Raw genomic sequence first — 13801 nt, 5'->3', positions numbered from 1 at the left:
TGGCTGAACAGCGGTATCACGAGAAGCGTAAGGCCTGTCATCGTCCTTGTAAGTTCCATCAAGTTCTAGCCTTTCTAGTGTTCTTTGTTGAGCACTTTAAGACTGATAGCTGGGCACCAGACGCTGCTGTGGGTCGGGCCAAAGCGTTGGGCCTCTTTCGTTCTGACGAGATGGTCTGCACCAAGACGCTGTATAAGTACATCGACGACCAGCTCTTAGAGGTCTGTAACTTGGACCTCGCTGAGAAGATGAGTCGCCGACTGCCCAAGCACGCTCCTCATAAAAACAGCCGTCAGCTGGGGTTAAGCATTGAAGAACGGCCCGCTGAAGTGGCGACACGTGAAGAGTTTGGCCACTTTGAGATTGATACCATTGTCGGTAAGCGTGATGGCCAGGAGAGCGTCATTATGACCCTGATTGAGCGTCAAACTCGCTTCCAGATTATCCGACTGATTGACGGCCGTGACGCTGATTCCGTAGCCTACATCATGAAAGCAATCATCGCTGAATACGGAGACATCATCAAGTCAATGACTGCGGACAACGGCCCAGAGTTTGCGACCCTTTCTCAAGTGATGACATCGGTCGCACCGGTCTACTTTACGCACCCTTATACCTCCAGTGAGCGTGGTACTAATGAAGTCCACAACCGCATGGTTCGCCGCGACTTTCCTAAGGGCGAATCACTTGATGCTGTTAGTCCAGCTGATGTCGCTAAAACCGCTGACAAGCTGAATAATATGCCTCGTCGCCAGCTTGGCTACCGGTCACCTGCCGAGTGCTTCGCTGCCGCCTGCGGCTAAGCTCAGCCCAGTGATCACACCCAACTCCAAGCTCTGAGAATCCTTTGGTACTAGTATTTGGTCCTAGTGACTAACTTGTTCTTGCAATTTGCGAAAATATTTTTGACTCGACAGTTGATATAATAGACAGGTAATTTTTTGTGAATAAATTTGTCCTTTTTTTACCGGCAGTGATTAGAAATCGCGCAGAATAGGTTATGATAGACGACTTTTTTTATTTAGAGTGGATAGCACTTTTTTTCTGAGAGTATGGATTACGTTGTTGGTTCTTGAGGGGACTATTTGAAAGGTAAAAAAATTCATCATATGGAGGCCAATACATTTTTAGTTTATAACGCGTAGTGCTAGTTCTGTAATAATTTCTGGATGAAACTCGAATTGAGTCAAAATGTATGCAAAAAGCCCGCGTTTGCGGTAACTTCTAAGGCGACTAAACCAGAAAGAAGAACCGTAAATGCAAGGCCTCCTTAAAGCTAACGCAATTTTTAATCCAATTCAAGTCAAGTCATGGTACAGAAATTTAGCAAGCTGATTGACCCAATCTATCGAACTCTACCGAAAACATTTCGGTTTCGACAAAATTACCGCCAATTAAAGACTAGTGACGTCACGATGATTGCCTGCATGCTTACGAGAATTGAGCAACGAGATCCTTCTGAAACTCACTTCCATCACATGTTAATTGCTTCAGGAATCAAGGTTCCCGAACGAACACGTTACAATCGTCGTTGTCGCGACCTAATCCCCGCAATGAAGCTAATTCGAGATCGTCTACTAAAGTCATACGTCTCTCAGGTCACTTACGAAATCATTGATAGTGTTCCAATCACCTTAGTCTCAGCAAGACGAAGCAACCAGGCTAAAGTTCTAAGGGGTATCGCTAACAAGGGTTACAACGCGACCAAACAAATCTACTATTATGGTTTCAAACTACATGCCGTAATGACCAATCAGGGATACTTTGTGAACTGGGAATTAACGCCGGCTTCCGTTGACGACCGTAAGCCTGTCGAAGAACTACTACTTGAAACCCCAGCTAAGCAAGTACTGGCGGACGGCGGATACTTAAGCCGACCTGAACAGCAAAAGCTTAAGAACCACCATATCCATCTTTGGTTTCCTTTACGAAAGAACATGTTGGGCAATAAGCAAGTCAATTTGGCGTTGCTTAAAAATCAACGCCGACATATCGAAACCAGTTTTGAAAACCTTGATAAAGTTGGTCACTTTGAACATCCAGGAACCCTTACACTAAGCGGATTAGAGAGCCGATTAGATGCTTTATTTCTCTGGAATGTACTTAAGGTTCATGACCAACTGATCCAAGGACGAAGTGGCCTCAAAATTAGCGACGATTGGGGATAAACATAAATATTACAAGACTAGCACTGCGCGTTTTATACCAATTGTGTTGGAATGAGTCTAATATGGGCACTATATTGAGATTGAAACGCAGTCCTAAGGAGAGTATTTTGAAAAAAAAACGCAGTTCGAATATTGAGTTGTTGAGAATTTTAGCGATGTTTTTTATTGTTTTACACCATGCAATTGTGCATGGTGTTTTGGGGGAGTATGTTGGAAACATATACAGTGGAACAATCTTCACAAATCACTGGGTTAATATCACTATTGCCAATATATTAGTGATAGTAGGGAAAACTGGTGTTGAGATATTTGTAATCATTACAGGGTATTTTATGATTACTTCCAGATTTAAAGGTAACAAGCTCATAAAATTATGGATACCTATATGGATATATTCTGTACTAGGTTTAGTAATTGGAATTTTGTCAGGTAAGTTTAACATAGGTATTATTGCTATCGTGAAGTCAGTATTTCCGATTACTTTTGTTGATTATTGGTTTATGACGGCTTACATAGTGTTGTATTGTGCAATTCCATTTCTAAATATCCTGTGGAAATCGATCAATTCAAAAATGAAGCAGTATCTCTTACTGTTTTTATTTGTAATTGATGTGATTATTCCTACTCTGCTTGGGGGACCAGTAGCGGAGTATTTTGCTTCCAATGAGGCAAGTCAGTTCTTGTTTCTTTATTTTGTGGGCGCTTTTTTGAGAGAAAAAGATGTGCTAAATGGAGCATATAAGTTACTTGGGAAAATATTGTTTTGTGGATCGTGGGCTCTATATGCTTTACTGGTAGTTGGATTCATGTTTGTTACAAAACAGACAGGTAACTCGCTTATTGCCACACATGCGCAACATTTTGCGAAGGACGGGAGTCCTTTAGTACTTGGAATGGCAGTAGGTTTGTTTATTATATTTGGTGGGCACCCTATTAAATCGAATGCATTTATAAATAGAATGTCTACATCAATGTTTGCAGTATATTTGATACATGACAATCAATATTTGAGGGTACTTATTTGGCATGACTGGTTTCATCTAGATCGACTTGTGCAGACTACGGTTTGGCAAATGTTGGTTGGTGTTATCGGATTGTCCGTTTTAGTATTTGTTACTGCGACTATTATTGACGTTATTAGAGAAGCCTTTTTCAATAGAATCGAAATAAAAGCTTCTAATGAGATAATAATACTTTTAAGAAAGCTTTTTTCTATTCTAAGGAGAAACAAGTTGGTTGACAATATCATATCCTTTTTTGATCTAAGGACAAATGGTTAATTAAGTTGGGTGTAGTATTTCTCCTCGCCATATTTTGCTGATCAAGGTAGTATTATTAAGTTTGATAATATTTTGATGTCAAAGATGGATTCTTAATATCTAGTTGAGCAATTGCTGGGTTTTGAAGGATCCTAATTAAGTCTTAGACTACAGTTTGTCCTTTAACATCGGGGTTCGTTTACAGCGAAAAAGGTATTGTATAGGTTTTGTTATAATCTCTTGGATGAAGAAAATGAATTTTTGAAATTTTTTGTAGTTTTACGAAATAGTTGGTTAGCTTGACGTATAATTAACTTATATTTTGAAAGATATGGAAGGATGGCTAGTGGGATGCAACATAGAAAAAAGCGACATGTTTTTCGAAACACAATATTAATCATTGCCTTATTATGTCTAGTTGGTGGTGCTGCATATGGAATGACACGGTATCGAAGTATCAAAAGTTCGGTTAATAGTTCATTTAAGGCGGCAGGTTTAACTAAGCAGCGGGATGTTAACGGTCAGTTAAAGAATAAAAAGCCTATTTCTATTCTTTTACTGGGAACAGATACAGGCGCGTTGGGTCGTAATTATAAAGGGCGAACAGATAGTATGATGGTAATTACAATTAATCCATCTATGAAAAAAACATCCATTACAAGTATTCCACGTGATACAGCTGTTAGTATTCCTGGATTTAAAGATGCTGCTCCATCAAAAATTAATGCGGCTTATGCTTGGGGACAAGCAAAGACAACTATAACAACAGTTCAAGACATGCTTAATGTGCCAGTTGATTTTTACGCATTAATTAATATGGGTGGTATGGAAAAGGTTATCGATAAGGTTGGTGGTGTTGATATTACACCAACACTGAGCTTTAAGTATGAAGGAATTACCTTTACTAAGGGCGTTCAGACTCATATGAACGGTAAAAAAGCCCTGGCTTATTCCAGAATGCGTTACGATGATCCACAAGGTGATTATGGTCGGCAAACGCGCCAGAGAACTGTTTTAATGGCTTTAGTTAAGAAGAGTGGTTCGATTTCAACGTTGCTCAACCAAAGCTTTATTAACTCATTGTCTAAGCAGGTCCAAACAGATTTGACTTTTGATGATTTAACGGCCATTGCAAAGGATTATCGTTCAGCTACTGGCAACATTAAGCAGACCCATTTACAAGGAACGGGTAAGACAATCAATGGTCAGAGTTTAGAAGTTATGAAAAAATCTGAATTACAACGGGTCACGAACTTTATTCGAAATGGACTAAGTTTGTCTTATAAGAAGACTGGGAAAATTGCGTTAACTTCTGCTTTTGAAACTAAGAAAGCATCATCTAGTTCCAGTGATTCGACTAGCACCTATACGGATTCATCAGCCACTGATAATTCTGGTTATAGTAATGGTGGCGGGTACGGATATTAGAATCATATTAATTAGTAAAAGTGGTGTCCACTCAGGTAGTTTAGGTGGACACTTTAGTTGTACATAGAAACAATCGGAACACGAGTTTCTATTACCTTTTATGACCTAAAGTAGATAAAATAGAGGAGGTGCCAGTCAATCGACTAGCATCTCCTCTATCAGTCTGGACACTATTAACGTTTGACAGGCAGTCCTCAAAACTTCCCAATCAATGTATATTTTAGAATTTTAGTCAACATCGGAACCATGCTATGGCGACAGCCTAAAATTTACCAATAAATTATCACACTCATTCGGAAACGACCTGCCAAACCCAAAAGTGTCACTATCCAAAATAGCTCACAGTCATTTTTCCTAGTAGTCTCACCATCCCAACCCTTCACTTCTTATAATCCTTCTCCGGCCACGCCACCTCAACCTGCATCGCCGGCTTCGAGGCTATCTGCTGCCTGTAGAACTCGTCCGGGTCTGGGGCCAGCAGGAGGCCATCCGCCAGGGCACTATCCGTGTTGGCGTAGATGTACAGGATGACCGAGCGCGGATTGATATCCGGTTTCTTAGTGCGGGGAATGTGGGCCAGCGTCAGTTGGAGCAGTTTCGTAGGCGCATTATAAGTCATGCTATAGACCAGCCTTCCCAACAACTGTTGTGGCCGGCCCGTTGCCAACGGTTTAGCCGCTGGTTCCTGATCAAAGGCCAGGGTCATGCTGCTATGGTGCTTGATGATGTCCCGGTAATAGGTATTCACGCTAGGACTCGTCACGAAGTCGTGGTACGTCATCGGCGTCACGTCCTGGTAGACGACAATTCGCTGCCGGTTGAGTTTCACCTCCAGCAACTGGGCGCGGGGCAGATAGTGCAGCTGGTAATGGCGATGCGCGTCGTACCTTTCCGCAAGTTCCATGTTTGCGGCCTCCTTTCGACCGATTCGTCTCAGAACATCAGCGATTTCCGTTTATCGAAATGGTCATCGTAGTAGTCGTCCACTCGTCGCGTCTTGGTGATGCCCATCGCCTCATCGTAGGAGACGTTGCTATAGACCTGATGCGCGTGGTCGGCCATCGTCAACTGGAGCACGTGCAACTGTTCATCGTAGGTCATCGCAATCACGTAGACGCCGCAGGGGAGCGCGATTCGTTTGGCACTCGCCGCCCCAATCTCACTGGTCGTCAGGTCAACGGTATTCAGATTGAGATGGCGGCGCTTCAGCAGCTTCATTTCATAGTAGTCGTCTGGGTGGCGGCTCTTCACGAAGTCGCGGTAAACCTTATGGCTGATGCGGCGAAAGACGACGATCTGCTGATGGTCGACCTGGACCTCCAGCAATTGCGCGCCGGACGTGTAGTGCACCCAGTAGCGGCCATTCGCCAGCGATTGTTCCTCGAGTTCTAGTGTGCGGGTCATGAGTGGCGTTCCCTCCATTGGCGACCACGTGGCGGTCATTTGACGGCACAGCAAGCGTACTGGACCGTGATCGACTTTTTATAATATTCATCTGGGTCCAGCGCGTGCAGCAATATCTCGACGGTTTCACGGGGGACGTTGGGGTACAGGAGCTGTCGTTTCTCGATGAAGGTGACCAGGAGTAGCGATTGGGCATTGTCATAGGCAATCGTCGCAATCAGGTGGCTCTTCGGCAGCGGCAACATTTCCGCAGCGTCGCGCCCAATCTCGCTGAGGTGTAGGCTGTTGAAGCGAATCTGAATGCAGCCGTGATGGGCGATGACGTTGTGGTAATAGAGCGCTGGATGCGCGGCGTCGATGAAGTGTTGGTAAGTGGTCCGGGTGACGCCCCGGTAGACGTAGATCTCACCGGTGATCAAGTGGACCTCCAGCAGCCGGGCGAGGCCGTCATAGTGCAGTTGAAAATGTTGGCGGACGGCGTTATCTGGTAAATCAGTAATCTCCATGGGGGAGACTTCCTTTCGTGGATCAGATTGGCGAGCAGCGATGAGCGAGGCTGAGAGCTGGGTGACGGCCGTGTGTGGCTGGCACGGGTCCACGGGAGGATTAGCGTGATGGCATGCGGAAAACGGAACGGCCAGAATCGCCGGATAAACGTGCCAAGCACAGTCGGTGTGGACGGTGACGCGGTCAGTGGCAGCAGTGCCTCAGTCAGAAGGTCCCGGCGACACCGCGACCCGCTGGACTCTGAGTCTAAGGCACCAGTAACTAGCCGCAGGGTTTAGGAATACGTTAACATTTAAAATAGTTGATGGCTAGAATTAGAGCGGATTGTCGATAGTTGCGCGGGGGTGGGTTACTAACTGGTGGGAAAGCGGTGTGAGTGAGCAGAGAAATAGGGAGTTGAGGGGACAATGTGGTATAATTATCTGCGATATTTGAGGCTTTTTTGAGGCAGGGGGGCAATTTTAAAATGCTATTATATGTAAATTCAAACCTGTTTGATAGCCCAGCTCAGGTACTGGTGAATACTGTAAATACTGTGGGCGTTATGGGCAAGGGAATTGCGCTTCAATTTAAAAAACTCTATCCTGATATGTTCACGCATTATCAGAAGTTCTGTGAAAATGGGAGTTTAACTGTTGGAAAATTATACATTTATAAGACATCCAGCAAATGGATATTGAATTTTCCAACTAAAAAGAGCTGGCGAAATAAGTCTAAAATAGAATACATTGAAGCTGGTTTGAAGAAGTTTGTAGAGACCTATCGGGAACGGGGGATTGAGTCGATTTCTTTTCCACAACTGGGTGCCGGGAATGGTGGCTTAGACTGGGATAAAGAAGTTAAACCTTTGATGGAGAAGTATTTGAAGCCATTGCCGATTAAGATATACATTCATATTTATTCCGGATGGGAAAGAAAACCGGAGTATAAAAATGTTAAAGAGATGCGACAATGGATTGAAAGCGAGCCAACCTCGTTAAGCTTAGGTGAGTTCAAGCATGATTTTAAGCTGGCACAGGGTGCAGTCGATTTTTATGAAGATGAGCATCATGTCGAAATTGTTGATAATGATGAAATCGACGAAACTTTGAGTGATTTTATGGTGGTGAGCTTGCCAGATCAGCGTAGCTATGCGTTAACACAATCAGACATTTCAGATTTCTGGACACGGTTACGCGATCAAGGAATTATGCTGGATGTTGACTTTCCTCGAGTAATTTTAAGTCATTATGATAATGGGTTCTTTAAAAAATTGATGGTTAAGTTGGCATATATTGAATTAATACCGGTTTCACTGGGAGAGACGCAGATATTTGCTTTAACTTTTAAGAAGCGGTTAGCTAGTGAAGGTGGCCTGGTGAGTCATGAGGTAAATTCCCGGACGCTACTAGAGGGGTAAACATGCGATATGTAGACGTGATTACGCAGTTGACATCTAATGCAATTGATGTTGGTCTGAATCCAACAAAACGTAGGTATTGGCCGAGATTTGCATTTCATTTTACGGATATACTGAATGCAGTGAGTATACTAAACAGTGGCTTTTTAGTTTCCAGAGACTATGCATCAAGTCATCATATTATGATTAATGATAATGCCAGTGGTTCAGTCATATCGGGAACGAAAGATGTAGTTGAACAAATGGTTAGATTTTATTTCAGGCCACGGACACCTACTCAATTTTATAACGAGGGTTTTCAGACATCTTATAGTCGTGCGCAGCGAAAATTGGTGGCCAACTGCCCAGTACCAGTATTTTTTCTTTTTAGCTTGCCAGAGTTATTGAGTTTACCGAATGCTAGATTTAGTGATCGTACGCTAGCCAGAAGTGAAGATGTGAAGTTAATGAGTTCACCGGAAGCGTTCAGCGAGCTACCGTTTCAGTATATTTATCATGATACAAGTATGCGGGGATTATCCCCAGAACAAAAAAGAGATGTAACAGGGCATAAACATGCAGAGATTGTTGTTCCTGAGAAAGTTGATTTAAGCTTGTTGAGGCAAATTTTAGTACGGTCAGTTGCGGAGAAGACTACCCTGCTAGAGCTGTTACATGAGAGTGGAAACTATCGATTTGATGATTTCATACAGCTTGGGGATGAATCTACTTTTTATATGGATCGGAACTTTGTAAGAAATGTTTCGATGTCGCCAACGGGATTTAGTATTCAAAATCGGGTGAAAAATCCATATCCATCTGATTGGGGAGCAACTAATGCAACTGAACCGAAATATGCTGTTAATTCAGACGTTAGTGATCGCTATTTGAATGTTACGATTAAATCAGTAACGCCAGATGGGCGAGTTGTTAACTGGCCGGGTGCTGAACATAAGGCTTTATTCAAGGAGCAGATGTCGTTTAGACTTCGAAGACCTGAGCCGGCGTATACATTAGAGGTTATGGTGGATGATCATGTTGCCTATAAAGGGCAATGCAATAGTGTTGAGGATGAATTACCATTTTAAGCGGGATATCTTACGTTACATCAACATGGATGGCGGGGATGAAGAGATTAAACAATTGTTGATGAAGTATTCGCCGGATCAGATTAATGAGGATAGTATTCAAGGGATTATCTACCAAATGAATCATGGAGAAACCCACATTTAAATTCACTCATGCCGTGGAAAAGTAAAGAGAGCAGTCCGACCATTTCTTGGGATGGCCGAACTGCTCTCTTTTTGTCGTCATCTCTAAGGGGGAGAGACGTGCTTATGACTGGTGGTTCGTCGTGTTCGCTTTGATCTTTACCACGTAAGACTTGAGAATCCAGGCCTTGTGACCCGCGTGGTCTTTGATCTGGTAGTAGGTGTGAGTCTTGCCCTTGATCTTGATCCGTTCAACCTTGGTCAGCTTCCAAGTCGTCTTCTTGTGTTTCTTACTGGTGTGGCCCAGTAACTTTTGTAAATGAGCGTCCTTGAACCACTTCTTATTAGTCTTCAGATGGTAAACGTACTTGGTGTGAAGTTTCTTGGTTGAGACGATTTTGCCCTTAACCTTTTTGGCCTTGTGTGGTGCAGGGGCGTTGATGGCCTCAACCGGAACAGCCGTATCCGTAGCGGGCTTAGCTGGCGTTGCCGGTTGTGGCTTGGCCGTTTCGCTAGGTGCAGGGGTTGGCTTGGGTGCTGGTTGTGGCGCTGGAGTAGGCTTTGGTGCCGGTATTGGTTTGGGGTTAGGTGTTGGCGTCGTGATACCCGTGTCACTTGATTTGTATGGCGTGTTCTTGCCGTCAGTTGAAACTAAGTACATTTCACGCAGCTTTTCTTGTTGTGGACGGGAGAAGCCCAGCACGTTGGTGATGTAGCGGTTCATCGTTTGGTAACGTGACTTGATTTCGCGGTAGTATTCGTTCAGCCAGTCTTCCTTAACCGTCCGGCCCGTTTGGTGAGATTGCATGAAGTCGCCCATGATGGTCTTGTCATCCATCCCCAGGATAGACATGATCAGAACGGTGGCGATTCCAGTCCGGTCCTTACCCGATGAACAGTGGTAAAGGGTGGCATGGTCATTAAGGAGTAGCATGTTCAGAAAGCGGTTGTACCCCAGGATAGCGGATTGGCTGAATTCCAGTTGTTGCACGTAGAAGCCGCCGTCACCGCTAAATTTGTCCTGGTTCAAAGCAACGCCGTCTGTAAAGGCGTATTCACCCAGAATGGACATTGCGGTGAAGTCGGTGCCCGCGACGTGTTGATCGGGCTGACTCTTGATTTGGCCGTTAGTCCGGAAGTCAACGATTGACGTGACGTGATGGTCAGTAAGAATCTGCTTATCTTTCATGTTGATCTTGTTTAGGTTGTCCGAGCGAAGCAGACGGTTCTTTTGAATCTGCCATTTGCCATCGGCAGTCTTGTAGCCCCCGATGTCCCGGGTGTTCTTGGTTCCAGTCATTTTGATCAGGGTGTCTTTAACGTCACCATATTGGGCGACTTCTGCGGCCAAATCATCTTTTGGAGCGGCAGGGGCAGCTAGTTGTTGCTTATCTTTTTTGTCGGCAGCCTTGGTTTCGGTTACCAGCGGTGCCTGGTCAGTCGTTGCTGCGGCTGCACTCGGAACGCCCACACTCATCAGTGACAGGACGACCCCGGCGAGGCTCAGTGATTTCACAATAGTTGATCGATGCATGTTACTCCTCCTAATTTTGGAAACATTTTTGATGCCTAAGTTAGCGTAACAAGCCAATGTAGTAGAATCGTAGATTTTGTGTACAGAGTTTGTAAAGCTGGTAAATGGTGGTGGGGGGTAAGCGGATGTTTGGCGGAGAAATAATCGTGATCATTGAGACGATAAGTGCAGTTGTGATAGGAATAGTTGAGTAAAACTGTTAGACTGAAAAGTAGAAGAACTGTCTATGAAAGAAGGGTGTCAAATGGCAGAAAGTAGCTTGGTTAATAAACTATTCACTGTGAATTCCTTGAATAAATTAGTCTTTGAGCACGATACGCGGACATTTAGTCAAGCGATTCAGGAGATTGGTGGAGCGATGGTTGGCCAGACTAATTTGGATGCCATCCGACATTTGTATGCCTATATGAGTAAGAAACATCGAAATGAATATTTTTATAAGAATGCGTTGTTGAATAAAATTCTTCTTGGTCGGCACAGCATGAATACTACAAGTGCTTTACGTGAACTCCCCGTGGCCGGGAACATTCTCGACTTTTTGATTATTAATGGTGTTGGCCAGGTGTATGAGATTAAGACGGAATTAGACAATTTGAAGCGTCTCCGGCAGCAGGTTAGCACCTACTATCAGGCGTTCTCCTTTTGCAATGTGGTGACGGACGAGTCACATTTAGCGGAGGTACAGAAAATATTAGATTTTCCACAGGTCGGTATAATCTTGCTAACCAAGCGGAATACGCTGCACGTTGTTCGTAATTCAGAGATGTACAATGAAGGTTTGAAGCATGAGACACTATTTAAACTTTTACGGAAACCAGAGTTTGAACGAGTTTTGTTGCGTTGCTGTGGTCAGTTACCGCAAACTAGTCAGGGAAGATATTATCGTGCATGTTTGGCGCAATTTAAAGGGTTAGATATTTTAGAGGCCCAGGGCGCAGTCTTGAGAGAACTCAAGCAACGAGCGGCGGAAAATAAAAAATACGCGGAGCCGTTTGCGCGGGTACCGGTGGAGCTTATGGAATTAGTTTATTTTTCGGGCTACAGACAGGCAGACTTTGCGGAATTAGAAGACTTTTTGGTTCAGCAAGTCGGGGAGGCTTAAACATGTATTATCCAGTCTTGAGAGGAAAACTGTATGAAATTTTAGCACTGCACGAGCTACTAGATGCGGGGAAGCTTAGCACTCAGATTGTGCCGGTTATTGAGCCAGTGCGGGCGTCAACCAGTTTTAAGAAGCTATTATTGGCGTTGAAAGAGAAAAAGCGAACCGTCGCAGTTATTCAAAATTCACAGCTAGTAGAATATTCAGGGTTGAGCGATATTCAGGCAATTAAAGCTGCAACTAACTTTATTCCGGCGTATCTGCTAACGGATGAGAATCTTGCGGATTTTCAGAAGATGGTAGGTCAAGACCGAATAGGAATTGTGGAAGAAGAATCTGATTTTACTGATACATCAGTGCTTGAGGCTAATCAAGACTGGGTTGCTATTAACCAAAGGAATCGTCGAGCACAGCGTTTATTTAAGAACCTGAATAACGTAAAAGCAATTGAGTTGAATGATGACTTTACTAAATTGACACGTAATGCAGACTATCTAGACACGGCCGATGAATTTTTTTCTGATGATCATTTACATTATCTTGAGGATGGATTTGTTGGTTTTGGTGATTATTCCATTGTTGGCAGTGATTTTGCTCGGTCTGGATTTGCTCCCCGAGCGGTTTCAATCCACATTGTTTATTTTGCAGCGGATGATACTTTAAGAATTCGTCATTTTACCTCGAATTCTAATGGGGATGTTCGTGATCCTGGCGGAAAATATTTAGAAGCATTGGATAAGCTGATGACATGGGTTAAGTCATCAGAATTTGACCATGCTAAAAATGATTCTGCGGCATTGCGTGATTTTGAACGAATGGCTCGCGAGGAAGTCTATTCGGGATTGGGTGTCGTTAAAAAGTTGTCAATTGCCCATCACTTAGAGATAATGGGGAGATATCTGGAGGAACGTGCCTAATGAAGTGTTGTGTGAATTGTTTCAACGATACCGACGTTCAGACCAGAATTCGGGTATTGAAGGAAAAAGGTAACTGTGATTTTTGTGGTTCTCAGAATGTATGGGTGTTAGATATAGAACGGGCTAAGAGGAAGACGAGTTATGCTGAAGGTTTTATTGACGACTTTGGCGATTTGGTTGATCAATTTGTAGTCGATGTTCCTTCAGACTCACACCATTATGGACAGCGTTTGTCAGATAGTTTGTTACAAATGACGACAGTTTTTAATCTGAAATCAGAGCAGATCAGTCGACTGTTGAAAGCAATGTTGACGGAGAAATATGTAACTGTTCCAGAAGTATTTGACGGGATGGTTGTGCCATCTTTTCGACTAAGCCAGATAAAAGATGGTTCTGATGGCATCTTTTACGGTAAGCAATGGCGGGATTTTGAACAAGACATTAAGTTCAACAATAGATTTCACTCAAAAATGGTGAATGAGGATAAATTGCTAGAGTTCTTTCATCTCTGTGAACGCGACTTGATACCAGGTAAAAGATATGTTCGAGCACGGATTAGTCCGGATGGTAAGGCAATTCTGCCAGAACACATGGGTTCAGCACCAGTTGGTCTTGCCAGTAGTGGACGGTTAAATGCGTCTGGAATCGGCTATCTCTATTTGAGTAGTGATCAGCATGTCGCCTTGGCGGAAATTAAAGCAGCTGTAAATGATGTCTGTACGATTGCCACCTTTGAGGTTACGCGTCAACGTCTAGTGAGAGTAGTTGACTTATCACAAATTTCTCAATTGAGTATCTTCCAATTTTCGGATAAGGATCTTTATTTAATGAATCTAGATCCCAATTTATTCATAAAAGGACTAGAATGTTTTGACTGTTCCTACAGTCTCAAG

The 13801-nt window shown here is 43.5% G+C and carries 14 protein-coding genes; 10 read left to right on the top strand and 4 right to left on the bottom strand.

Annotated features, from left to right (window positions below; all coding sequences use genetic code 11):
* The 4 genes from FC99_RS11090 to FC99_RS11075 form a co-directional block, all read left to right on the top strand.
* Positions 1–803, top strand: an 803-nt coding sequence (locus FC99_RS11090) for an IS30 family transposase (protein WP_235805914.1), incomplete at its 5' end; no start/stop codon positions are given.
* Positions 804–1310: 507 nt separating this feature from the next.
* Positions 1311–2168, top strand: a complete 858-nt coding sequence (locus tag FC99_RS11085) for an IS982 family transposase (protein WP_082153270.1) — start codon at positions 1311–1313, stop codon at positions 2166–2168.
* A gap of 107 nt (positions 2169–2275) precedes the next feature.
* Positions 2276–3448, top strand: a complete 1173-nt coding sequence (locus tag FC99_RS11080; protein ID WP_162258586.1) for an acyltransferase — start codon at positions 2276–2278, stop codon at positions 3446–3448.
* A 330-nt stretch (positions 3449–3778) separates the two neighbouring features.
* On the top strand, positions 3779–4855 hold the full coding sequence (locus tag FC99_RS11075) for an LCP family protein (RefSeq protein ID WP_235805913.1): 1077 nt from the start codon (positions 3779–3781) through the stop codon (positions 4853–4855).
* Between the two features lie 379 nt (positions 4856–5234).
* On the opposite strand, the gene FC99_RS11070 is transcribed toward FC99_RS11075, so the two are convergent.
* From FC99_RS11070 to FC99_RS11060, 3 genes are read right to left on the bottom strand one after another with little or no spacing between them, the layout of a single operon-like run.
* Positions 5235–5759 carry a KTSC domain-containing protein gene (locus FC99_RS11070; protein WP_048735645.1) on the bottom strand — a complete coding sequence of 175 codons (525 nt, stop codon included), beginning with the start codon at positions 5757–5759 and terminating at the stop codon, positions 5235–5237.
* 29 nt (positions 5760–5788) lie between these two features.
* Positions 5789–6259, bottom strand: a complete 471-nt coding sequence (locus FC99_RS11065; protein WP_048735646.1) for a hypothetical protein — start codon at positions 6257–6259, stop codon at positions 5789–5791.
* A gap of 35 nt (positions 6260–6294) precedes the next feature.
* Positions 6295–6765, bottom strand: a complete 471-nt coding sequence (locus FC99_RS11060) for a KTSC domain-containing protein (RefSeq protein ID WP_048735647.1) — start codon at positions 6763–6765, stop codon at positions 6295–6297.
* A gap of 467 nt (positions 6766–7232) precedes the next feature.
* On the opposite strand from FC99_RS11060, the gene FC99_RS11055 reads away from it, so the two are divergent.
* From FC99_RS11055 to FC99_RS13885, 3 genes are read left to right on the top strand one after another with little or no spacing between them, the layout of a single operon-like run.
* Positions 7233–8165 (top strand): macro domain-containing protein, encoded by a 933-nt coding sequence (locus tag FC99_RS11055; RefSeq protein WP_053083556.1) that lies wholly within the window; start codon positions 7233–7235, stop codon positions 8163–8165.
* Between the two features lie 2 nt (positions 8166–8167).
* Positions 8168–9232 (top strand): DarT ssDNA thymidine ADP-ribosyltransferase family protein, encoded by a 1065-nt coding sequence (locus FC99_RS11050; protein ID WP_048735648.1) that lies wholly within the window; start codon positions 8168–8170, stop codon positions 9230–9232.
* The gene (locus FC99_RS13885) at positions 9216–9377 is read left to right on the top strand and encodes a hypothetical protein (RefSeq protein WP_156166942.1); all 162 of its coding nucleotides are present in this window, start codon (positions 9216–9218) and stop codon (positions 9375–9377) included. Before FC99_RS11050 ends, FC99_RS13885 begins: the two co-directional genes overlap by 17 nt.
* Before the next feature lie 102 nt (positions 9378–9479).
* Here the strand turns inward: FC99_RS13885 and FC99_RS14375 are convergent, their stop codons facing one another.
* On the bottom strand, positions 9480–10889 hold the full coding sequence (locus FC99_RS14375) for a tyrosine-protein phosphatase (RefSeq protein WP_048735649.1): 1410 nt from the start codon (positions 10887–10889) through the stop codon (positions 9480–9482).
* A 226-nt stretch (positions 10890–11115) separates the two neighbouring features.
* Between FC99_RS14375 and FC99_RS11040 the strand changes: the two genes are divergently transcribed.
* From FC99_RS11040 to FC99_RS11030, 3 genes are all read left to right on the top strand, one after another.
* Positions 11116–11991 carry a sce7726 family protein gene (locus tag FC99_RS11040; protein ID WP_156166943.1) on the top strand — a complete coding sequence of 292 codons (876 nt, stop codon included), beginning with the start codon at positions 11116–11118 and terminating at the stop codon, positions 11989–11991.
* A gap of 2 nt (positions 11992–11993) precedes the next feature.
* The gene (locus FC99_RS11035) at positions 11994–12908 is read left to right on the top strand and encodes a sce7725 family protein (protein WP_048735651.1); all 915 of its coding nucleotides are present in this window, start codon (positions 11994–11996) and stop codon (positions 12906–12908) included.
* 56 nt (positions 12909–12964) lie between these two features.
* On the top strand, positions 12965–13801 hold an 837-nt coding region (locus FC99_RS11030; RefSeq protein WP_162258585.1), incomplete at its 3' end, for an RES family NAD+ phosphorylase.

Source organism: Levilactobacillus koreensis JCM 16448 (genome assembly GCF_001435525.1).
Classification (GTDB): Bacteria; Bacillota; Bacilli; order Lactobacillales; family Lactobacillaceae; genus Levilactobacillus; species Levilactobacillus koreensis.
This window is presented reverse-complemented; position numbering and strand designations above follow the sequence as displayed.

Coding starts and splice junctions, on each gene's coding strand:
- FC99_RS11035 (WP_048735651.1), top strand. CDS start 11,994: ATGTATTATCCAGTCTTGAGAGGAAAACTGTATGAAATTTTAGCACTG.
- FC99_RS11070 (WP_048735645.1), bottom strand. CDS start 5,759: ATGGAACTTGCGGAAAGGTACGACGCGCATCGCCATTACCAGCTGCAC.
- FC99_RS11055 (WP_053083556.1), top strand. CDS start 7,233: ATGCTATTATATGTAAATTCAAACCTGTTTGATAGCCCAGCTCAGGTA.
- FC99_RS11085 (WP_082153270.1), top strand. CDS start 1,311: ATGGTACAGAAATTTAGCAAGCTGATTGACCCAATCTATCGAACTCTA.
- FC99_RS13885 (WP_156166942.1), top strand. CDS start 9,216: ATGAATTACCATTTTAAGCGGGATATCTTACGTTACATCAACATGGAT.
- FC99_RS11065 (WP_048735646.1), bottom strand. CDS start 6,259: ATGACCCGCACACTAGAACTCGAGGAACAATCGCTGGCGAATGGCCGC.
- FC99_RS14375 (WP_048735649.1), bottom strand. CDS start 10,889: ATGCATCGATCAACTATTGTGAAATCACTGAGCCTCGCCGGGGTCGTC.
- FC99_RS11060 (WP_048735647.1), bottom strand. CDS start 6,765: ATGGAGATTACTGATTTACCAGATAACGCCGTCCGCCAACATTTTCAA.
- FC99_RS11040 (WP_156166943.1), top strand. CDS start 11,116: ATGAAAGAAGGGTGTCAAATGGCAGAAAGTAGCTTGGTTAATAAACTA.
- FC99_RS11050 (WP_048735648.1), top strand. CDS start 8,168: ATGCGATATGTAGACGTGATTACGCAGTTGACATCTAATGCAATTGAT.
- FC99_RS11075 (WP_235805913.1), top strand. CDS start 3,779: ATGCAACATAGAAAAAAGCGACATGTTTTTCGAAACACAATATTAATC.